A 20603-nucleotide genomic window follows, 5' to 3' on the forward strand; every position below is an offset into this window, starting at 1 on the left:
AGTGGTCTGTCGAAAACCGCCACGCTGCGGCCGCGGACCAGGACATTCTTCTCAGCAACGTGGATGGTGCATCGATCCGCTTTGAAATCGCCACCGACGATGCCATCCCTGAATTGGAAGCGGCTTTGGGTCACACGGTTCAACCGGGGCGGTCTTTTGCGACGCAGATCAGAGCAGGCGAGCGCCTATGGCTGGTCGGTGACGACGCCCTATCGGCCACGCAGTCTGCCGCAGTCCTTCTATGAAACCGCAAGCACCGGGCCGGCCCACTCCCGATTGGCTGCGCTGCCGGATGGTCCTGCCGTTCCGGATTTCACCCCCGAGCCGCTTGAGTTGCGCGCGCCTCCGCGAGTGAAGGCTCCACCTTACCACCTAGGACCGGGTGATGTAGTGGCGATCAAACGCCCCGCACGGGTTGCCGAATTTGCTGGCGCGGGTGCTCAGCGGGATACCTTCACCGTGCGCGATGACGGCACGATCTCGATCCCCGACGCCGGTCGGGTTCAAGTCGCCGGCCGAACGATAAGTGAGGCGGAAACGACCGTGTCGCTGGAGGTGGTGGTGTACAACTCGAAACACGTCGCAGTAGGCGGGCTGGTTGCAACGCCGGTCGTGGTGCCGCTGACCGTCACTCCCTTGACACTCGGTCAGGCGATTGCCGCGGCCGGAGGCCTGACGACCCGGGATCGAGAGCTGGGCACGATCCGCATCTACCGTAGTGGGGATTTGTATAAGATTCCGTTGCGAAACTACCTGGCCCGACCGGACTTCCGGCAACTGGTCCTTTTGAACGGGGACGCCGTGTTTGCCGATACCAGCTATGACCTGGACCGGCTCTTGCGATTTATCGCGATCAGATCGACGTCATCAGCCTGAACCGGCAGGCTCGGGGGGCCGCCTTGGCCGAACTTTAGCAGGAGGTCGATCTGCGCAGCGCCGAACTGACGGAGTTACGTGACAAATTCACGGTTCGCAGCCAACTGGGTGCCGAACAGCTCGACTATGTCTATCTGGGGGGAGAGTTCCGCAAGAACGCTCGGGTTCCCCTGCCCTACGGCCGGCACCTGAGCCTGGCCGACGCTTTGTTCGGCGAAGGCGGTTACAGCACCAGAACGGCAGACGCGTCGCAAATCTATGTACTGCGTGCCTCTCCCAAACCTGAGGAAATCGGTGCGTTCACTGCCTGGCACCTCGATGCGCGCAATCCCGCGGCATTGTCGATCGCGGCCCGTATGGAACTGCGCCCCAACGATATTGTCTTCATCCAGGAACAGCCGATCACGACCTGGGGTCGGGCGCTGGATCAATTCCTGCCCTCGCGGGTCAATGCGGGGCTGGACGCGGCAAATGGTTGACGCGCCCTGCCCTGCATCGGATATGAGGCTCCACCGACCGATAATCCCCTTGACCTTGGCGGGTCGAAAGGGTCCCTGATGGTCGGGATTGTTGATTTGCGTTCGAGGGTTTCATGCAACGGGTATTGATTACGGGCACTGCGGGCTTCATCGGGTTCCACCTGGCCAAGCTGCTTTTGTCCGAAGGGTTTCAGGTCCATGGCTATGACGGGATGACGGATTACTACGACGTCACTCTCAAACAGCGCCGCCATCAGATGCTGTTGCAGACGCCCGGCTTCTCGGCAACCGAGGATCTGTTGGAAAACCACGAACGCCTCATGCAGGTTGCAGACGAATTCCAGCCCGAGGTTATCGTTCACCTCGCCGCTCAGGCGGGTGTGCGTTACAGCCTTGAACACCCGCGCAGCTATATCGATTCAAACGTTGTGGGTACGTTCAACGTGATGGAGGTGGCCCGTCAGCACAAGGTCGGGCACCTGCTCATGGCCTCTACCTCTTCGGTGTACGGGGCAAACGAAGACATGCCCTTTACCGAGGTGGAAAAGGCCGACACCCAATTGACGATCTATTCTGCCACCAAGAAGGCGAACGAAGCGATGGGCCATTCCTATGCCCATCTCTGGGATCTGCCCACGACCATGTTTCGGTTCTTCACCGTATACGGCACCTGGGGCCGTCCGGACCTGGCCCTGTACAAGTTTGTCGATGCAATTCTGGATGGGCGCCCGATCGACATCTACAACCACGGCGAAATGTATCGCGACTTCACCAATGTGAACGACCTGGTGCGCGGGATCCGGTTGTTGATCGATGCGGTCCCCGTCCGTCCGGACAGCCCGGAGGATATCGAGGAGGGTGACAGCTTGTCGCCGGTCGCGCCCTTTCGCGTGGTCAACATCGGAAATGGTGACAAGGTGCGTCTGATGGATTTCGTCGAAGCAATCGAGGAAGCCGTGGGCAAGAAGGCGATCCGGAATTACATGCCCATGCAGATGGGTGATGTTCCGGCGACATGGGCCAATACCGACCTGCTGCAACGCCTGACCGGGTATCGTCCGCAGACCGATTTCAAGGATGGAATTGCTCAGTTTGTCGAATGGTTCCGCGAATACCACGACAAATGATCTACTGACCCGGACCTGACGTATGCTTGATACAAACCCCAATTCCCGCCGGATCGCCGTGATCGGTCTGGGCTATGTCGGCCTGCCGCTGGCCGCTGCCTTTGGCAAGATCGGACCGGTTCTGGGCTTTGACATCAATCCCACGCGCATCGACGCGTTGCGCCAGGGCAAGGACGCCACGCATGAGGTCAGCGAAGACGAATTGTCCGCCGCCGGGGGTCTAATATTTACCACTGACCCCGCTGATCTGGCGGACTGTGACACGTATATCGTGACGGTGCCCACACCGATCACAGCACAAAAACAGCCAGACCTTGCACCATTGATGCGCGCCTCTGAAACGGTTGGACGGGTGTTGAAGCCTGGTGACTTGGTCATCTATGAATCAACCGTCTACCCCGGCGCGACCGAGGAAGACTGCGTCCCGATCCTCGAGCGGGAATCCGGCTTGCGTTTCAACGTGGATTTCTTTGCCGGGTACAGTCCTGAAAGGATCAATCCCGGCGACAAGGCGCATCGCATCGCCGATATCTGCAAGGTGACGTCCGGATCGACGCCTAAGGCCGCCGATCTGGTGGACGCGCTCTATGCGCGGATCATCAGGGCGGGAACGCACAAGGCCGAAAGCATCCGCGTGGCCGAGGCTGCGAAGGTGATCGAGAACACACAGCGCGATCTGAATATCGCCCTGGTGAACGAACTTGCCATGATCTTTGGCCGCCTCTGCATCGACACCGATGCCGTGCTGCGCGCGGCGGGCACCAAATGGAATTTCCTGCCCTTCCGCCCCGGCCTTGTCGGTGGGCATTGCATCGGGGTCGACCCCTACTACCTGACCCACAAGGCCGAGGCCGTTGGCCATCATCCCCAGGTCATTCTGGCAGGGCGGCGCCTGAATGATGGAATGGGCGCATATGTCGTGGCCCAGTTGGTCAAGCGGATGATCCGCGAGCGGATCGAGATGACGGACGCCCGGGTCCTGGTCATGGGGCTGACCTTCAAGGAAAACTGCCCTGATCTGCGAAACACCCGGGTCGTGGACATCGTTCACGAGTTGCAGAGCTACGGCGTGATCGTAGACGTGCACGATCCCCATGCCGACCCGCAAGCCGCACGTGACGAATATGGGATCGACCTGCTGGAGCACCCCAAGCCCGGCACCTATGACGGTATCGTCCTTGCGGTTGCCCATGACGCATATCTTGAGATGGATCCGGCCGAAATCCGCGCGTTTGGAAAGGTCCGGAATGTCCTGTTCGACGTCAAATCCTGCCTGCCGCGCAGCGCCAGTGATCTGAGGCTCTGACCCGCGCCAGCACACTGACATGAGAGACACTCTCTGACTGTGCAACCTCTGTCCGCAAGGTCCGAGGCCCTGTGGGGTGCCGCCGGCCAGTTCAGTCTTCTGACCGGCGGGCTGGCGCTGGTCCGGGTGCAGACCGGCCTGTTGGAGCCGTCGGTTTATGCGCACTTGGCTTTGGCCTTGACGGTCTTCAGCTTTGGGCAGGTGGCCGTTTTCGGTGGCCTTAACCACGCCATTACCCGATTGCACGCACTGGCCGAGCGTCGGCGGTCGTTGGCGGCCTAGCGAAGCTGCGTCTGCAAAAAGTACCTGCAGGCCGCCGGTGCGTGGTCCGCGGTGCTATGCGTCCTTGCTTTTGTGTCAGCGCTGAATGGCGCCGCGACCACTGCGCTGATTGCGATGGGGAATGCAGCACGTTCTCGTCGGGTGGGCTCAGGGCCGGGGCCTATTTCCTGTTGCGATACGTGATCTGGCTGGGATTTTTGGACAGCCGTCAAGGGCGGCGGTTTCACCGACTGCAGGGTCTATGGTATCGTCGTCGTGTCGACCGGACGTTGGCGTTGGTGGAACGCTACATGCGGGTCAACCGCGTTGACCCACCGACGGCAATACGCAGCGTTCTGGGTCTTGATGTTACAAAATGAAACCGGCGCAATCTTGCGCCGGTTTTTTCTTAGCCACCAAAGTCGTCCAGCATGATGTCTTCGCGATCAACACCCAGATCCAGCAGCATGTTGATGACTGACTGGTTCATGATTGGCGGACCGCACATGTAGAATTCGCAGTCTTCGGGCGCCGGGTGGTTCTTGAGGTATTCCTCGAACAGCACGTTGTGGATGAACCCTGTGTAGCCATCCCAATCGTCGCCCGGTTGCGGGTCGGACAAAGCAACGTGCCACTCGAAGTTTTCGTTCTCGGCGGCCAGCTGGTCGAAATCTTCAAGATAGAACATCTCGCGGCGCGACCGGGCACCGTACCAGAAGGTGATTTTGCGTTTGGTGTTCAGACGCTTGAGCTGGTCGAAGATGTGGCTGCGCATCGGGGCCATGCCCGCGCCGCCACCGACGAACACCATCTCTTTGTCGGTCTCGCGTGCGAAGAATTCCCCGAACGGACCCGAGATCGTGACTTTGTCACCCGGCTTCAGGTTGAAGATGTAGGACGACATCTGCCCGGGCGGAATGCCTTCGGACCCCGGCGGGGGCGAGGCGATCCGCACGTTGAGCATGATGATGCCTTTTTCGTTGGGGTAGTTGGCCATCGAATAGGCGCGCTCGATCGGTTCGGTAACCGTGGATTTGTACTGCCACAGATTGAACTTGTCCCAATCCTCACGGTATTCCTCGGCGACGTCGAAATCGCTGTAGTCGACCTTGTGCGCCGGGGCGGCGATCTGGATGTATCCGCCAGCGCGGAAATTCACATCCTCGCCCTCGGGAAGTTCCAGCACCAGTTCCTTGATGAAGGTCGCAACGTTGTCATTCGACCGGACGGTGCATTCCCATTTCTTGACGCCAAAGACCTCTTCGGGAACTTCGATCTTCATGTCCTGCTTGACGGCCACCTGGCACGACAGGCGGTCTCCACAAGTGGCCTCGCGCTTGGTGATGTGGCTTTCTTCGGTCGGCAGGATCGACCCGCCGCCCTCCAGTACACGCACCCGGCATTGCGCGCAGGTACCGCCGCCGCCGCAGGCCGACGGAACGAACAGCTTTTCGGCTGCCAGCGTCTGCAGCAGCTTGCCGCCGGCAGGAACCGAGATGGTTTTCTCACCGTTGATGGTGATGTTGACGTTGCCCGATGAAACCAGCCGAGACCGGGCCGCCATGATCAGCGCGACCAGGGCCAGAACGATCAGGGTGAAAAGGACAACGCCGAGCGAGAAAGTTTCCATGCCCCTGCCCCTTTACAGTTTGACGCCCGAGAAGGACATGAAGGCCATCGCCATCAGACCTGCGGTGATGAAGGTGATGCCGAGGCCCTGCAGCCCGTCCGGAATGTCGGAATATTTCAGTTTTTCGCGCACGCCCGCCATGGCGGTGATCGCCAGCGCCCAACCAAAGCCTGAGGACAGGCCATAGGTCGCGGCCTCGGCAAAGTTGTAGTCGCGTTCGACCATGAACAGCGAGCCGCCCAGGATGGCGCAGTTCACCGTGATCAGCGGCAGGAAGATCCCCAGCGCGTTGTAGAGCGGCGGGAAATACTTGTCCAAAACCATCTCGAGGATCTGCACCATCGCAGCGATCACGCCGATATATGAAATCAGGCCGAGAAAGGTCAGGTCCACATCCGGGAACCCGGCCCACGCCAGCGCACCCGGCTTTAGCAGGTAGTTCAGCAACAGGTTGTTGGCCGGAACGGTGATGGCCTGCACGACCATGACCGAGATCCCAAGCCCCAGCGCCGTCGAGATTTTTTTCGACACGGCGATGAAGGTACACATGCCCAGGAAAAAACTGAGCGCGAGGTTTTCGACGAAGATGGCCTTTACGGCCAGTGAGATGAGACCTTCCATCAGTGCGCCTCTACCTGCTGGATCTTGTATTCACGTTCCTCGACCTGGTTCGGCTTCCACGTACGGAAGGCCCAGATGATCAGGCCGATGATGAAAAAGGCCGACGGCGGCAGCAGCAGCAAGCCGTTGGGGACGTACCAGCCACCGTTGTTCACGGTTTCCAGGATGGTCACCCCGAACAACGAGCCCGAGCCGAACAGCTCGCGGATGACGCCGACCAGCATAAGGATAAGGCCATAACCCATGCCGTTGCCCAAGCCGTCGATGAAGGACGCCACTGGCGGGTTCTTCATGGCAAAGGCTTCGGCCCGACCCATCACGATGCAGTTGGTGATGATGAGGCCCACGAAGACCGACAGCGTTTTCGAAATCTCAAACGCATAGGCCTTGAGGATCTGGTCGACCAGGATCACCAGCGACGCGATGATGACCATCTGCACGATGATCCGGATCGAGCCGGGGATCTGGTTGCGCAGGCATGAGATGAAAAAGGACGAAAACGCCGTCACGAACATCACCGCCAGCGACATCACGAAGGCCACTTGCAGCGAAGAAGTTACCGCCAGCGCCGAGCAGATGCCCAACACCTGCAGCGTGATCGGGTTGTTGTCGACAAGCGGGTCGACCAGCAGATCTTTCTTGGTCTGTGACATCAGATCTCTCCTGCTTGCAGCTTGGCCAGGAACGGAGCATAGCCCGCGTCCCCCATCCAGAATTTCACCAGGTTATCGACGCCGACCGTAGTCAGGGTCGCGCCGGCCAGCGCATCGATATAGAAGTCAGGCCCTGCGGCGGGCATGGTTTTGGCGACCGTGATCTGGAGATCACCCGTATCGTCGCGCAGCTTCTTGCCGCTCCAGAGGGCTTTCCAACGCGGGTTGTCCACCTCGGCCCCCAGGCCCGGCGTTTCCCCGTGCTGATAGAATTGCAGCCCGAAGATGTCGTTGCCATTCGCTTCGAGCGCGATGAAGCCATAGAGCGTGGACCACAGCCCATAACCGTGGACCGGCAGGATCACCTTGTCCAGCGTGCCGTTTTCGTCGCGCAGCAGGTAGATCACGCGGTATTTCGCCTTGCGGCCGATGCCGGCAGGGTCGTCGGCAAGCGGCTCGCTCAACTCGGGGTCACTGGCGGCGGCAATGTCGTCGAACGTGGCCGGGTCGAACTGATCGTCGACGAACTCACCCGTCGCCAGTTCCAGCACATGCGGTTCGAAAGCGGCAAAAGCCTCGGCCACGTCGATGCCCGGCTCATAAACGCCCGCGACCTGCAGAACGTTGATCTGCTTGTCCTTGAGCTTGTTGGCCTCTTGCACCGGGCGAAGGCTGACCGCGGCAGCCGACACGATCATCGAGGCCACGAGGCACACGGCGACCGCGATGAAGATCGTCTTGCCCACCGAGTCCGGCGAGGCCGCCAGGAACCGGGCGATGGCGCCTTTGGGTTCAGGGGATTGCGTATCAGACATGGCGACGCGCCCTCCGTTTGATGTTTGCCTGAACGACGAAATGGTCGATCAGCGGCGCAAAGACGTTGCCGAACAGGATGGCCAGCATCATGCCTTCTGGGAAGGCCGGGTTCACCACCCGGATCATCACGACCATGACCCCGATCAGCGCGCCATAGATATAGCGGCCCATGTTGGTGTGGCTGGCCGAGACCGGCTCGGTCACCATGAAGGCCAGACCGAACGCGTAACCGCCCAGCACGACGTGCCAGTACCACGGCATCGCGAACATCGGGTTGGTGTCCGATCCGATCAGGTTCAGCAGCAGGGTAAAGCCGATGGTCCCTGCCAGACAGCCCACGATCAGGCGGTAGTTGGCAATCTTGGTCATCAGCAGGAAGGCCAGCCCGACCATGCAGGCCAGGGTCGATGTCTCACCAAAGCTGCCCTGGATCGAGCCGAAGAAGGCGTTCCACCATGTGATGCCCTCGGCCGCCAGCGCCTGGTAGCCGTCGGCGGCTGAAACGGCCAGCGCGGTCGCGCCGGAAAAACCGTCGACCGGGGTCCAGACCGCGTCGCCCGACATGGATGCGGGATAAGCGAAATACAGGAAGGCGCGCCCCACCAGCGCGGGGTTGAGGAAGTTCTTACCGGTGCCCCCGAACACTTCCTTGCCGATGACCACACCAAAGATGATCCCCAGCGCCACCTGCCACAACGGCGCGGTGGCCGGCATGATCAGCGTGTACAGCATCGAGGTGACGAGAAAGCCCTCGTTCACTTCATGCCCGCGCACGGTGGCAAAGATAACCTCGAAGGTGCCGCCCGCGACCAGTGTCACGATATAGATCGGCAGGAAATACATCAGCCCGTGCATCACGTTGGCAAAGATGCTGGAGGGATCCAGAGAAACGCCCAGGGCCTGCAGGATGGCGATGCGCCACCCGGTCGCCGACTCCGGGCCCAGCGTCGCGATGGCCGAGTTGGCCTGGAAGCCGGTATTGTACATGCCCCACAGGATGCAGGGGATGGTGGCGATCACAACATAGGTCATGATCCGCTTCATATCCACGTAGGACCGCGCGTGCGGCGCCACGGATGTTACGGTTTTCGGAGTGTAGATGAAGCTTTCCACCATCTCGTAGATGGGGAAGAACTTCTCGTACTTGCCGCCCTTGGTGAAGTTCGGCTCGATCCGGTCAAAGAAGTTGCGCAAACCCATGTGGATCAGCCCTCCTTTTCAATCTTGGTAAGGCAGTCGCGCAGCGCCAGCCCGTATTCATACTTGGCCGGACAGGCAAAGCCCACAAGGCCCAAATCTTCTTCGTCCAGCTCCAGCGCGCCCAAGGCCTGCGCCGTGTCGGTATCCATCACCAAAAGCGCCCGCAGCAGTTGCGTCGGCAGGTAATCCTGCGGCATGAGCTCTTCGAAGGTGCCGGTCGGCACCATGGCGCGGCGACCGCCGTTCAGGTTTGACGTGAGGGCGAACAGCTTTTTGGCAAAGGCCGAACCCAGAACCGGCTGGACCGCGTATTTCGACGGCATCGGACGGATCCAACCCATCGGGATCTGGTCGTGATCCTCGCGGATGATGCAGATTTGGCGCGCGAAGCGTCCCAGATAGGCGAACGGCCCGGTGGCGTGACGACCCGACAGGACCGAACCCGAAATGACCCGTGCTTCGCCGTCGACAGTGATCTCGTCGCGGGTCAGATCCTCGGTCGAGGCCCCCATGACGGTGCGGATCAGACGCGGTTGACGCGCGCCGGGACCGGTCAGAGCGACCACCACGTTCGGGTCCAGATGGCCCGACTGCAGCAGCCGCCCGATGGCAATCACGTCCTGATAGCCGATGGTCCAGACGGTTTTCTCGGCGGTCACGGGTTCGAGGAAATGGATATGTGTCCCGGCCAATCCCGCAGGATGGGGGCCGCTGAAGGCCGCGGCCTCGACGCCCGGCAGATCAGTGCCGGGGATCGTGTCGCCATCCTTCTGGCACAGATAGGTCTTGCCTTCGGTCAGCTTGGCCACGGCGGCCAGACCGGCGGCAAAGGCCTCGGCCGCGTCATTGATGATCAGCGCGGCATCGGCGGCCAGCGGCTCGCTGTCCATGGCGGTGACGAAAATCGCGGCGGGCTGGGTGCCCGGCTGCGGCATCTTGGAATAGGGCCGCGTGCGGAACGCGGTCCACAGGCCGGCGGCGCACAGCTTGGCGGTGAGGCCCTGCGCGGTCTCGGCATCGCCCACGCTTGAGAAATCGACACCGGGGTCGTTGGGGTCCGACACTTCGATGACGACGCTCTGCAACACGCGCCGCGCGCCGCGGTTGATGGCCACGACCTTGCCGGTCAGCGGCGCCACCATCATCGCCTCGGGTGCGTCCTTGTGGCAGAACAGCGGCGTGCCGCGCTGGACGAGGTCGCCTTCCTGCACCAGCATCCGTGGTTTGAGACCGATATAGTCTCCGCCCAGTACGCCAACCGAAGAATATGCTGGCCCGGGCTGAATGACCTGTTCAGGCGATCCCTCGATCGGAAGGTCCAGTCCCTTTTTCAGTTTGAAAGTTTGCATGTCGCTACGTTCTTCCAAGCCTTTTTCTTGCGCCCGTCATACAGGGCCCTTTGCTTTGGGCACTGAATGGCGCGGAGTTTCGTCAAGCCCGTCGCGAAAACGACGAGGACCGGCCGAAATCCGCGGACGTCTCTCTGATTACGGCCCCTTTACGCGGCGAAGCGGCCAAACGCAAACCTGTTACCGCCCAAATCGCGCGCCGTGTAGATGTTTTTACCCGAAACCACGGGCAGAATACCAAAAACTTGGTAGGAAATTTCGTGTCGCACGGACGGCCCTGCTGTTATAAGCAGCCGGAATGGACAACACCGATCTTGAGATTTTTCTGGTCGCGACACCCGGTCTGGAGGCTCCCCTCCTTGCCGAAGCGCAGGAGGCCGGATTCGCTGAGGCCCGACTTGCACCCGGTGGTGTCACGGTTCGTGGTAACCTGCGCGAGGTCTGGCGGGCCAACCTCCAGTTGCGCGGGGCCAACAAGGTGTTGGTTCGGGTGGGCTCGTTCCCGGCTGTGCACCTGGCTCAGCTCGACAAGCGGGCGCGAAAGTTTCCGTGGGGAGATTTTCTGAAACCCGACGTTCCGGTCCGGGTTGAGGCCACCAGCCGAAAATCCCGCATCTATCATGCCGGCGCCGCACGGCAACGGATTGAAGGCGCAATCTCTGACACGTTGGGGGCTCCGATCTCGTCCGAGGCGACGGTCCGTGTTCTGCTGCGAATCGAGAAAGACATCTGCACACTTTCCCTCGACAGTTCCGGAGAGGCGCTGCACAAGCGCGGGCACAAGGAAGCGGTGGCAAAGGCCCCCATGCGCGAAACGATGGCGGCTATGTTTCTTCGCAATTGCGGCTTTGACGGATCTGAACCGGTGCTGGACCCGATGTGCGGCTCGGGCACTTTCGTGATCGAAGCCGCGCAGATCGCGATGGGCCTGCCGCCCGGCCGCGACAGAGCCTTTGCCTTTCAGGACTTTGCTGGATTCGACCCCAAGGCATGGGCAGAACTCCGCGCCGACTGGGTCGCGACGCAGACAGATACCGTGTTCTTTGGCTCGGACCGGAACGACGGGGCGATCGCGGCCGCGCAGGCAAATGCCAGCCGCGCCGGGGTGGACGGCGCGACGCAATTCCAAAAACGCGCAGTCGCTGACCTGAAACCGCCCATGGGCGGGCCGGGTCTGGTAATCGTCAACCCACCGTATGGAGCGCGCATCGGCGACGAAAAACGGCTGCGGTCGCTGTATGGCAGCTTTGGCAAAGTGATGATGTCCAGGTTTTCCGGCTGGCGTGTCGGCGTCGTTACCAGCAACCAGTCTCTGGCGCGCGCCACCCGCCTGCCGTTGCTGCCTCCGGGTCCGATCGTCGATCATGGCGGCACGAAGATACGCCTCTATCAAACCGAGGCCCTGCCCTGACCGGACAATTCCTGCGGGTCCAAGCGGCATAGCCAGTTCGGACAAAAAGCACACAGAATCCCTCTTGCGCATCAAATCCACTGGGTATAGATCACGCGCCACGGTCGGAGTGTAGCTCAGCCTGGTAGAGCACTGTCTTCGGGAGGCAGGGGTCGGAGGTTCGAATCCTCTCACTCCGACCAATAAATCAAGGCGCCCTGTGGCGCCTTTTTTGTTGGCAGGACAGAGCCCCAAGGTTCGTTGAACCTCATTGCTTTTCGAAGTCCAGAACTCTGGCAGCCTTCCGTAGATGCTCGGGTCTGAACCGAGCATAGGTCGACGCCGTGATTCTGGTATGGGTGTGGCCGAGATACTGAGCTATCTCATCCATCGAAATTCCTGCCTCAGCCATATGGACTGCCACAGTATGCCGAAGAACATGCGACGAAACGTTCCGCAGCCCAGCGGCGTCCGCAGCCGCCTTGAACCCTTTCTTGATAGACTTCACAGGACCGCCCGCTCATTCAATCATATACTCCGAAAGTGCCGCTTCGTGTGCGTCTATCAATGCTGAATGGAGACCGTCGTTCATGGGCACTATGGCGCGGCCCTTTCTGCGCCCCTCACCGGTGCGAAGAATTATCTGGCGGCGCGAAAAATCTACCCTGTCCCAGGTGAGTTCCAAGACGGCAGTCACTCGTGCCGCTGTCGACAGCATCAGCTGGATCGCCAGCTTGATGTGGCGTGCGCAATCAACTGAAAGCAGCTTCTTGATCTCGTCTCGCGTGAAGTATCTCTCTTTCGGCGCAGGTTTGCTAGGGCGTTCTATGTAGGGCGCTCGCTCAATCAGCCCTGTCTTCTACGCCCAATTCAAACATGTTCTCAGTTTCGCCAGTTGGGTCCATATCGTTCCATCATGAATTCCCGCTCTCTTACGGTCCACAATATAGGCACGGCAGTCATTCGCACTGATCTGATCAGGGCGAAGAGATCCGAACCATGGCAGAACCGAACGCCCTGTGTATTTCATGTCTTCATGGACCGGGCGGCCTACGACGGTTTCGCTATATGCATGCCAGATCATTTCCACGGTCAACTGGCTTTTCTGGGCTGTTGCGGAGAGGAGGATATCTCGCGCTTCTGCTTCAGCTGCCTCACGGGTTTCCGCATCAAGACGATACCGGCGTCTTTTTCCATCTTTCTGATACCAGACAACGACGAAGCGACCTTTGAGGCGGCCGATTGTGTATTCCTGCACTGCTCAAATTCCTCTACTGCCTGTGAAGGGATGCGAAAAAGCCGACCAATTCTAAACGAACTCAGTCGGCCTGACTTGCAGAGCTGCCGCACAGTTTCAGCGCTGCAATCCCAACGCTCCGTAAGGGATTCCGGGGTATACGGTCGTGTCACCTTTTGCTCTCCTCAATCAAGTTGGGTTGTCTGTAGCGACGAGGAGCTGCGATGCGCGAAGTTTTGGGAAAAAATTTTAAGATATTGAAATTAAACGAAAGAAATTCTGATCGGTCCCCGCTGGCCCCTCGTTCATGACGAGAGTCTGCGGGTTTGATTTTGGTAGTCGTCGGTTTCGGGTTTGGCAAGCGCGCCGGGCGCGGAGTCCTCAGATTGCTCAAGCGTCCGGCGCGCTACGGCCGGCGTTTTTTCCCGAGCGACGGGTGCGGCCCGACGGTGTTTTAAAACGGCTCTTCCGCATTCGTCTGCTCCTACATAGGTTGGGCGGACTCTACTTCATGGTGAGTGATTTTGCGGGGAGCAGGTCAAAGGCAATGTTCGCTACGACCAGATGCCGGGCAGGACCAGCATGCTTCGTGCCGCACTACTGGTCGCGGGCATGGTCCTGACCCGAAACGAATTCTACGGATACTCGCTCTAATGACTTGAGCATGCGGTCGACATTCTGAGCTGTCCACTTGCCGACGCAAAAACTATCAGACGGACTCGACTGTCGATGATCGCCAGATATTTGAACCTAAATTGTCCTTTCGGTTTACTCTTTGGCCGATCAAAACAGAGCCAATAACTAGGGTTGATCCTATCAACTGTGTGAGGCTCAACCCCTGTCCAAGAAATACCCAACCGAGCGCGACAGCTGTCAAGGGGCTCATCATCCCTAGCATCGAAACCGCACTGGGTTCTAGACGCGCTATACCACGGAACCAAAGAGCATAGGTAGCTGCGGCACCAATCAATCCAAGCCACAAGAGACCGGCAACATTTGTAGCGCTGAGCGCAGGTAAAGGCGGCTCAAGGATCAATGCGACTGGCACCAGTATCAAACCACCTGCTGTCAATTGCCACGCGGTGAAGCTCAATGCTGAGACTGGTGGTTGCCATCTCCGGCTCAGAACAGTTCCCGCCGCCATCGACGCGGCTCCGCCAAGACCGGCGGCAACACCGACAGGGTCCAACGCGGCCTCCGGTGTGACAAGCAACAGAGCCACTCCCACGACACCAGTCGCCGCTGCCGCAACTGCCCCGATCCGGACGGGAGTGCCGAGCCAACCATGCGCCATGAAGATAACCATCATTGCCTGAAGAGCACCCAAGGTCGCCGCAACGCCACCCGGAAGGCGATAGGCTGCAATGAAAAGCAGCACCCAAAACACTGCAAAATTGAAGGCGCCCAGCAGAAAGACCCTACCCAGCCAGGCACGATGAGGCAGACAGCGTGTGAGCGCCAGAAGAAGGAGCCCGGCCGGTAGCGCGCGCAAAGCTGCCAAGGTGATTGGGTAGCCGTTCGGCAAAGCCTCGGTCGTAACCAGGTAGGTGCTGCCCCAGACGGCGGGCGCCAGAGCGGTCAAAAAGATGTCGGTTGAGCGGGACATGGCAGAGCTCCAGATTCTCAATCACCACAGAGTGTGGATCTTCAAGCGGGGACGTTGCGGACACGGCGGAAGCCCCATGTCGCGACGCAGTTCAGGGGGCAGATCGCAATGCACATGGCGTGGCGGTTGGATGGGTTTGAAAACCCGCCGAATGATGCGTTTCATGGCGTTCTCCTTTCAGGCGACCAGGCGCATGGCAGTTCGCAACTGCGCGGCAAGGTCATCGGTTGGCCCATTGACCAGACGAGTGCCGGTTTCTCGTATGATGAGGGTCGGAACAGAGTGAACTTGCAGAGCGCGCGCGCGGTGTCGGTCTTGCTCAACCGCCCGGACCGTTGCCGGATCCCGGAACGCTTCGGCGAACAAGCGCGCGTCGTAACCCAGTTCGTCTGCGACGCTAAACACAACCTCGGTGTCCGCGACGTAGCGCGCCTCGCTGAGATGGGCCAATTGGAGGCGGTCGAACATATCCCAATGGGCAGGTTGTCCGCCCAAGCGTTCCGCTGACTTGCAGCCGATGGCTGCGTTCAATCCATGCGGATAGTCGAATTTGGCCGTGCGCATCGCATCGATATCGACCAATTCGGGCCGGTCGCTGACCTGTCGGCAAACCGACCAATGGCGCAAAATCGTCTCTCGGGCCTGATCCGGTGTGCCCCACCGTGCTGCCATTTCTGCACGGTTTGCCTGCAGGACAAAAGTTCTATGCTCGACCATTATATCGAACTCGGTGGCAAGCTCGCGCAACCGCGAGGAAATGTTGAAACACCAGCAGCACACGACATCGTGGTAGAGCTCTACAGTGAGGGTCGCCATCACGCGGCCTCCTCATGAAGGTTCGCCCCGGCCAGCCGCACTGCGATTCGCGCAACATGTTTGCCCTGAAACCGCGCACCGGCGAGATCCTTCTCTGTCGGACTGCGCGATCCATCCGCGCCAGCGATGGTGCCAGCGCCGTAGGGCGCGCCGCCGACGATTTCGTCAGCCGTGGTTTGGCCAACATAGGTATAAGGCATGCCAACGATCAGCATTCCAAAGTGCTGGAGCGGGACTTGCGTGGTTAGCAGCGTCGCCTCGTGCCCGCCATGCTGCGAGCCGGTGGAGGCAAAAACCGCCCCGACCTTGCCAACCAATGCATTGCGTGCCCAAAGGCTGCCGGCTTGATCGAGAAAGGATTTCATCTGACCCGCCATCATGCCGAACAGGGTTGGTGTGCCAAAGATGATGGCGTCGTAGTGCTCTAGGTCGGCAGGGCTTGCCACAGGGGTTCTGTCGTCTGTGAACCCTGCTTTTTGGCGAGTTTCTTCAGGGACAGTTTCCGGAACGCGGCGCAGATCGACATGTGTGCCGGCGACGCTGCGTGCGCCTTCCGCCTCAGCCTCTGCAAGGGCGCGGACGTGACCGTAGCTGGAATAGTAAAGAACTAGAATGCGTGTCATTTTGAACCTCTCAGGCGTGACGTTTGCTTGCCAGAGAGAATGGGAATTACCCGACCACGGAGTAAGCGGTCTGGTTTGACTTCATTCTTTACGCAGGTTGAATAATCTCAGTCGCGCAAGGTCGATCGCAAATGATCGACAAAGGCCGATACCTTTGCATCCGCACCCAGTCTTGATGTTGTTACGGCAAAGATTTCGGGCGCCGGAAGCTCGTAGTCAGGAAGAACGCGGACCAGATCCCCTCGCGCCTCAGCGCGGCGCGAGACGAAATCGGGCAAGGTCCCGATACCTTGACCGGAAATCAGCAAGTCTCGCAGAACAAGACTGTTCCCCACGCGGATCATTGGGTCGAGCTCAACTGTGGTTGTCCCATCCGGACCAGTAAGCGTCCATGTGGTGAGGTGATCGGCAAGAAGAAATCCGATCACTTTGTGCCGGGCTACGTCCTCGGGTTTTTCCGGCATTCCGGCCGACGCAACATAAGCTGGTGAGGCATACACTCTTTGCCGCACCGCTCCGATCTTTCGGGCAACCAACGCCGAGTCTGGCATCGCTGCACGAATGCGGATCGACACGTCAAAACCGCCTTCAACCATGTCGACGACGCGATCATCCATCGACAGCGTGACCCGCAAATCAGGGTAGCTCGCCATGAAACCCGGCAGCATCGGTGCAATCACCTCTTGGCCAAAAGAGCTGGACGCATTGACTCGCAGGTGTCCGCGGACCGCTCCGGCCCCCTCCCGGATGCGGTTCTCAACGTCGCCTACCGCAGCGAGAATGTTTTGCGCCTCCTCGTAATATAGTCGGCCCGCATCGGTGAGTGACATGGACCGAGTGGTCCGGGTCAGAAGAAGCGTGCCCAAGCTTTCTTCCAAGAGCCTGACCTCTCGGCTCAGCAACGCTGGCGACACGCCTAAGTCCTCGGATGCGCGCGCAAAGCTGCCGCGTTCCACGATGCGCCGAAAGGCGTGCATGACCGCCAGCTTGTCCATATCGGGCACCCTTTCTGTCGAATTGACGGCCCTAGCAGACGTATTTGCGCGCAAATAACGCGCATCCATTTCCTACGGCGGCGGCCTAAAACTTGTGCTTCCAAAATCTCCGCAGGCAACGCTCTGGACAACGCTTGATACGTAGGAGATCGCTGTCTCAAGTATGAAAACACCCGCATTGCAGTCAAGGCTGCGACAAGCGCCAAATCGGTTGATTTGAATGATCGGGCTCAACAACCAGTAGTATTGAATCATTTGCAAACTAATTGCAGGGTGCCACAGGAGGCAACGGCATGAGTGATGACAATTCGGATCTTGGCGGTTCAGCACCCTGCTTCCAACATCTGATCGTCGCCGGAGTTAGTATCGACCGCGAAGCCGCGCGCGATGTTGCGCGTTTCCGGCAGGCCGAGCGGGTTCGACTGTTGGCACAGAGAAAGATGCCACTTCAAGAACGGGAACATGCCACCAAAACATTGGTCTCGGGGTTGGAGAGCGTCATCACTCCGGAGCCAGGACTGAAGATCGCGGTCTATTGGCCCATTCGCGGCGAACCTGATTTGCGGCAATGGATGGCGTCGATTCATAAAGCCGGAGCCACGGTTCTTCTGCCTGTTGTGGGAGGAAAGGACCAGCCGCTTGAATTCCACCAGTGGTCCCCTGGCTGCGAAATGATGCGCGGCGTGTGGAACATTCCGGTTCCCAAAAACAGCTGCGCAGACGTGCCGGACATCGTCATTGCACCATTGGTCGGTGTAGACGAAAGCCTCTACCGGCTGGGCAATGGCGGTGGAAACTACGACAGAACGCTAGCGTCCTTGGATCCACGTCCACATGTAATTGGCGTGGGTTTCGCAAATTGCGCGATCGAAACCATCTTCCCGATGCCTTGGGATGTGCCGATGGATGAAATCGTGCTGTCCGATGGGAAAAGCTTACCTTGACTCAAATTGGTGTGTTTGCGCCAAGTGTCTCTAGCAGATTCTTACGCACCAGGCTCACTTTCCCGCTCGGACAGCTTGACGTTGCCACCCCGGTCAACAGCGTCGCAGTGCAGCCATGGCACCCCATCACAACGCGCTGACTACACTGACGGACACACCGCTCTAATACACTCGAAAGATTTTTCCGGAGGCCCGCCAACTAGAGTGCTGGCCCCGGGACCGACCGAGATTGGATTTGCAGTCGGACAGACCGCAGCCAGCGAACAAAGCGTGCCTGGTCTCTTACTGAATGGGAGCTTTGGCTCTCTGAACTGCGCCAAGCCAAAATGCATCCCCTTTCGCACATCGAAAGAATTCTAAGACTTCATTCTTTCGTAAGCGCTACGGATCCCGCGAACAGGATCATGAGCCATTCCTGGTCCCGGCGGTCAGTGATCTGTGAACAGACCAGTCAGCTATTCAAAGGCCAACTGTTTCCTGGGTGATTGCCACAGGTGAAGCCATCGCCTACGATTCACGGCTAGACGGAGGAAACGGAATGGCACAGACAGACGAAAGCAAAAAACAAGACCTCCACAAGCGTCCGGGACGGGATGAAAACACAGGGCGCACGCGAACCGGTTTGTCATCAAGCCAGGAGGGGTCCGGCGAAAATGTGACTCGTCGAGAGCGCTTGCATGCCATTGCAAACGACGCGGAAAAGCGGCTCAAGGGATCGATGAAATTGCTGTCTTGATGGCTTTCTCGTTGCATCAGGACCTCGGCATATTTCATCATCACTATGCAATGATCGAAGGCGATAAGTCCGGATCTTAGCAACAGGCCGCGACTCCCGAAAAACGATGCGTTGGCGAACGCCACAACCCGTGATCCAACTCACACAATCACCGGCCCCAAAAGGATCGCAACGCTCGCGAGGCCCAAGGCCGTTCTCACCAAAATATTTGCCCGCCCAATCAGCGCGAAAGACAACGCTGACAGCCCAAGGGCCAAGGCAACAAATGCCGTAATAGCAGCAACTGGCTCCGACGGAAGTTGGATCAGATCCGGCCAAGTGATCATCCCGACCGGGATCAAATAAAGGCCGACACCTAAAGCCATCGCTGTCAGCGCCACCTTGATCCAGTTTTCTCCCGCCATCCCAGCAGCGATGAAAACCGCCCCACAAACGGGTGGCGTAATCGTGGATAACAGCGCGAACCAGAAAACGAACAAATGTGCCTGGAGTGGCTCAAGGCCAAGCTGCATCAAGGCCGGGCCGGCCACCGATACGCAGATCACGTAAGCCGCCGTTGTCGGCACTTCCATGCCCAGGATCAGGCAGGCAATTGCAGTCAGCAACAAGGATGCCCACAACACGCCCCCCGACCCTTCGAGGATCACGGAAGTGATCTTTACGCCCAGCCCAGTCGCCCCCAAGACACCGATAATGATCGAGGCGCAGAAGATGATAGCCGCGATCATGGACACTTGCCGGGATGCAGTGACCAGCGCTTGGGTTACGCGGTCAGCGGTCCTGTTCACGTCGAACGTCAGCTTGCCATCGATCAGCAACAGGAATGCCCCTGCGAAAATGGCAAGGCATGCCGCATATTGGGGCGTGTAGCCGGCTGCGAACATTCCGACCATCAACACGCTGAAGGGCACGAGGAAGAACATGGACGTTACGACCACATCGCGGGTTTGCGGGCGTTGTGACGGGTCCAACCCCTTGAGCTCAAATCGGGTGGCGTAGGCGTCGATACCCACCCAGACGGCCAAGAAATAGAGAATGGCAGGCAGAAGCGCGGCTCCCATGATCTGGGTATAGGGGACGCCCGTGAGCTCGACCATGACAAAGGCGCCTGCTCCCATCAGCGGCGGCATGATCTGTCCGCCCGAACTTGCAACGGCTTCGACACCCGCTGCCAGTCGCTTGGGATATCCCAACCGCATCATGGCTGGAAGCGTAATGGCTCCGGTCGAGGCAACATTTGCACTGGCCGAACCGGATATGGAGCCAAACAGCGCAGACGACAAAACGGAAACCTTGGCCGCTCCACCTTTGAGCCGGCCAGCGGCAGCAGCCGCTACATTCATGAAGCCCTGTCCCGCCTCGCCGGCGTTCAAAACGGCGCCGAAGATCACGAAAATCGAGACCACGCCGACGGAGACGGCCGTAAGGCTGCCCCAGATACCACCTTCCGCGATGGTCATCGACCCAAGGAATGAGCGCAGAGGCATTCCCGAATGACCAAACTCTCCGGGTATGTGCTGACCGAAAAAGGCATATAGAAGCGCGAGGGCTGCCACTGTGGGAAGTGGCCAGCCGATGGCGCGCCTTGCGGCCTCAATCACTACCGCCAGAAGCGCTAACCCTACCGCGACCTGAAAACGGCTTTCCAGAAAACCATACTGGTCCCCCAGCATGTCGTGGTTCCATGCCACCCAAACGGCAGAGGCCATGCCGATTGCGCAAAGCACCGCACCTGAAGCCAAACGGGCGCGATCGACCACGCCGAACAAGAACACCCAAGGCAGAATGAGCGCTAGGTGCAATGGTCGACTGACTAGGTTGGGAACAAGGCCCAGAAAGACCAACCCGATGTGGAAAGCGACCAGAGCCAATGCCAAGGCAATCCACAAGGCTCGCAGGCTCCGCTTCTGCGGAAGATCAACCGATCCGGTCACGTTT

At 59.3% G+C, this 20603-nt stretch carries 21 protein-coding genes, 1 tRNA gene and 3 pseudogenes; 9 read left to right on the forward strand and 16 right to left on the reverse strand.

What is annotated here, in order from left to right; all coding sequences use genetic code 11:
• The first annotated feature begins 156 nt into the window (after positions 1 to 156).
• The 5 genes from AC2FNZ_RS11505 (at position 157) to AC2FNZ_RS11525 (ending at position 4070) form a co-directional block, all read left to right on the forward strand.
• Positions 157 to 876, forward strand: a complete 720-nt coding sequence (locus tag AC2FNZ_RS11505) for a polysaccharide biosynthesis/export family protein (protein ID WP_496840720.1) — start codon at positions 157 to 159, stop codon at positions 874 to 876.
• Positions 877 to 1010: 134 nt separating this feature from the next.
• Entirely contained in the window at positions 1011 to 1355 is a 345-nt protein-coding gene (locus tag AC2FNZ_RS11510; RefSeq protein WP_496840750.1) for a hypothetical protein, read from the forward strand.
• A gap of 113 nt (positions 1356 to 1468) precedes the next feature.
• On the forward strand, positions 1469 to 2482 hold the full coding sequence (locus tag AC2FNZ_RS11515; RefSeq protein ID WP_496840721.1) for a GDP-mannose 4,6-dehydratase: 1014 nt from the start codon (positions 1469 to 1471) through the stop codon (positions 2480 to 2482).
• A 22-nt stretch (positions 2483 to 2504) separates the two neighbouring features.
• Complete coding sequence (tviB, locus tag AC2FNZ_RS11520) at positions 2505 to 3788, forward strand: Vi polysaccharide biosynthesis UDP-N-acetylglucosamine C-6 dehydrogenase TviB (RefSeq protein ID WP_496840722.1); 1284 nt, start codon at positions 2505 to 2507, stop codon at positions 3786 to 3788.
• 39 nt (positions 3789 to 3827) lie between these two features.
• Positions 3828 to 4070 carry a hypothetical protein gene (locus tag AC2FNZ_RS11525; RefSeq protein WP_496840723.1) on the forward strand — a complete coding sequence of 81 codons (243 nt, stop codon included), beginning with the start codon at positions 3828 to 3830 and terminating at the stop codon, positions 4068 to 4070.
• Between the two features lie 388 nt (positions 4071 to 4458).
• On the opposite strand, the gene nqrF is transcribed toward AC2FNZ_RS11525, so the two are convergent.
• The 6 genes from nqrF to AC2FNZ_RS11555 are packed head-to-tail and all read right to left on the reverse strand — an operon-like array spanning position 4459 to position 10318.
• Positions 4459 to 5679, reverse strand: a complete 1221-nt coding sequence (gene nqrF / locus AC2FNZ_RS11530) for an NADH:ubiquinone reductase (Na(+)-transporting) subunit F (RefSeq protein ID WP_496840724.1) — start codon at positions 5677 to 5679, stop codon at positions 4459 to 4461.
• Between the two features lie 12 nt (positions 5680 to 5691).
• Positions 5692 to 6300, reverse strand: coding sequence for an NADH:ubiquinone reductase (Na(+)-transporting) subunit E (gene nqrE / locus AC2FNZ_RS11535; protein ID WP_050603817.1), 609 nt, complete (start codon positions 6298 to 6300; stop codon positions 5692 to 5694).
• Positions 6300 to 6953, reverse strand: a complete 654-nt coding sequence (locus AC2FNZ_RS11540; RefSeq protein WP_170341481.1) for an NADH:ubiquinone reductase (Na(+)-transporting) subunit D — start codon at positions 6951 to 6953, stop codon at positions 6300 to 6302. Before AC2FNZ_RS11540 ends, nqrE begins: the two co-directional genes overlap by 1 nt.
• Positions 6953 to 7768 carry a Na(+)-translocating NADH-quinone reductase subunit C gene (locus AC2FNZ_RS11545; protein ID WP_496840725.1) on the reverse strand — a complete coding sequence of 272 codons (816 nt, stop codon included), beginning with the start codon at positions 7766 to 7768 and terminating at the stop codon, positions 6953 to 6955. The genes AC2FNZ_RS11540 and AC2FNZ_RS11545 overlap by 1 nt, the downstream gene beginning before the upstream one ends.
• A complete protein-coding gene (locus tag AC2FNZ_RS11550; protein WP_496840726.1) occupies positions 7761 to 8969 on the reverse strand; it encodes an NADH:ubiquinone reductase (Na(+)-transporting) subunit B in 1209 nt (402 codons plus the stop codon). The genes AC2FNZ_RS11545 and AC2FNZ_RS11550 overlap by 8 nt, the downstream gene beginning before the upstream one ends.
• 5 nt (positions 8970 to 8974) lie before the next feature.
• On the reverse strand, positions 8975 to 10318 hold the full coding sequence (locus tag AC2FNZ_RS11555; protein ID WP_496840727.1) for a Na(+)-translocating NADH-quinone reductase subunit A: 1344 nt from the start codon (positions 10316 to 10318) through the stop codon (positions 8975 to 8977).
• 298 nt (positions 10319 to 10616) lie between these two features.
• Between AC2FNZ_RS11555 and AC2FNZ_RS11560 the strand changes: the two genes are divergently transcribed.
• Both AC2FNZ_RS11560 and AC2FNZ_RS11565 read left to right on the forward strand, forming a co-directional pair.
• Positions 10617 to 11729 (forward strand): THUMP domain-containing class I SAM-dependent RNA methyltransferase, encoded by a 1113-nt coding sequence (locus tag AC2FNZ_RS11560; RefSeq protein ID WP_496840728.1) that lies wholly within the window; start codon positions 10617 to 10619, stop codon positions 11727 to 11729.
• Positions 11730 to 11834: 105 nt separating this feature from the next.
• A tRNA-Pro gene (locus tag AC2FNZ_RS11565) sits at positions 11835 to 11911 on the forward strand.
• A gap of 65 nt (positions 11912 to 11976) precedes the next feature.
• Here AC2FNZ_RS11565 and AC2FNZ_RS11570 read toward each other — a convergent pair.
• The 9 genes and pseudogenes from AC2FNZ_RS11570 to AC2FNZ_RS11610 form a co-directional block, all read right to left on the reverse strand.
• Positions 11977 to 12558, reverse strand: a pseudogene (locus AC2FNZ_RS11570) (tyrosine-type recombinase/integrase).
• Positions 12559 to 12567: 9 nt separating this feature from the next.
• Entirely contained in the window at positions 12568 to 12966 is a 399-nt protein-coding gene (locus tag AC2FNZ_RS11575; RefSeq protein ID WP_496840752.1) for a hypothetical protein, read from the reverse strand.
• A 17-nt stretch (positions 12967 to 12983) separates the two neighbouring features.
• Positions 12984 to 13118: pseudogene (locus AC2FNZ_RS11580) on the reverse strand (MerR family transcriptional regulator); the annotation flags it as partial.
• Positions 13119 to 13250: 132 nt separating this feature from the next.
• Positions 13251 to 13399, reverse strand: a pseudogene (locus tag AC2FNZ_RS11585) (IS3 family transposase); the annotation flags it as partial.
• 255 nt (positions 13400 to 13654) lie between these two features.
• Entirely contained in the window at positions 13655 to 14551 is an 897-nt protein-coding gene (locus AC2FNZ_RS11590; RefSeq protein ID WP_496840729.1) for an EamA family transporter, read from the reverse strand.
• Positions 14552 to 14572: 21 nt separating this feature from the next.
• Positions 14573 to 14716, reverse strand: a complete 144-nt coding sequence (locus AC2FNZ_RS11595; protein ID WP_496840730.1) for a hypothetical protein — start codon at positions 14714 to 14716, stop codon at positions 14573 to 14575.
• 12 nt (positions 14717 to 14728) lie between these two features.
• A complete protein-coding gene (locus tag AC2FNZ_RS11600) occupies positions 14729 to 15367 on the reverse strand; it encodes a DsbA family oxidoreductase (protein WP_496840731.1) in 639 nt (212 codons plus the stop codon).
• Positions 15367 to 15990: an NAD(P)H:quinone oxidoreductase gene (gene wrbA / locus AC2FNZ_RS11605; RefSeq protein WP_496840732.1), complete on the reverse strand. Its 624-nt coding sequence runs from the start codon at positions 15988 to 15990 to the stop codon at positions 15367 to 15369. The genes AC2FNZ_RS11600 and wrbA overlap by 1 nt, the downstream gene beginning before the upstream one ends.
• A 107-nt stretch (positions 15991 to 16097) precedes the next feature.
• Positions 16098 to 16985 (reverse strand): LysR family transcriptional regulator, encoded by an 888-nt coding sequence (locus tag AC2FNZ_RS11610; RefSeq protein ID WP_496840733.1) that lies wholly within the window; start codon positions 16983 to 16985, stop codon positions 16098 to 16100.
• Between the two features lie 293 nt (positions 16986 to 17278).
• Between AC2FNZ_RS11610 and AC2FNZ_RS11615 the strand changes: the two genes are divergently transcribed.
• Together AC2FNZ_RS11615 and AC2FNZ_RS11620 are read left to right on the forward strand one after the other, a co-directional pair.
• A complete protein-coding gene (locus AC2FNZ_RS11615; RefSeq protein ID WP_496840734.1) occupies positions 17279 to 17929 on the forward strand; it encodes a 5-formyltetrahydrofolate cyclo-ligase in 651 nt (216 codons plus the stop codon).
• Positions 17930 to 18467: 538 nt separating this feature from the next.
• Positions 18468 to 18665, forward strand: a complete 198-nt coding sequence (locus tag AC2FNZ_RS11620; protein WP_496833756.1) for a hypothetical protein — start codon at positions 18468 to 18470, stop codon at positions 18663 to 18665.
• Positions 18666 to 18805: 140 nt separating this feature from the next.
• Here the strand turns inward: AC2FNZ_RS11620 and AC2FNZ_RS11625 are convergent, their stop codons facing one another.
• The gene (locus AC2FNZ_RS11625) at positions 18806 to 20599 is read right to left on the reverse strand and encodes a TRAP transporter permease (RefSeq protein WP_496840735.1); all 1794 of its coding nucleotides are present in this window, start codon (positions 20597 to 20599) and stop codon (positions 18806 to 18808) included.
• Between the last annotated feature and the right edge of the window lie 4 nt (positions 20600 to 20603).

It is taken from the genome of Ruegeria sp. SAZA006 (assembly GCF_059613465.1).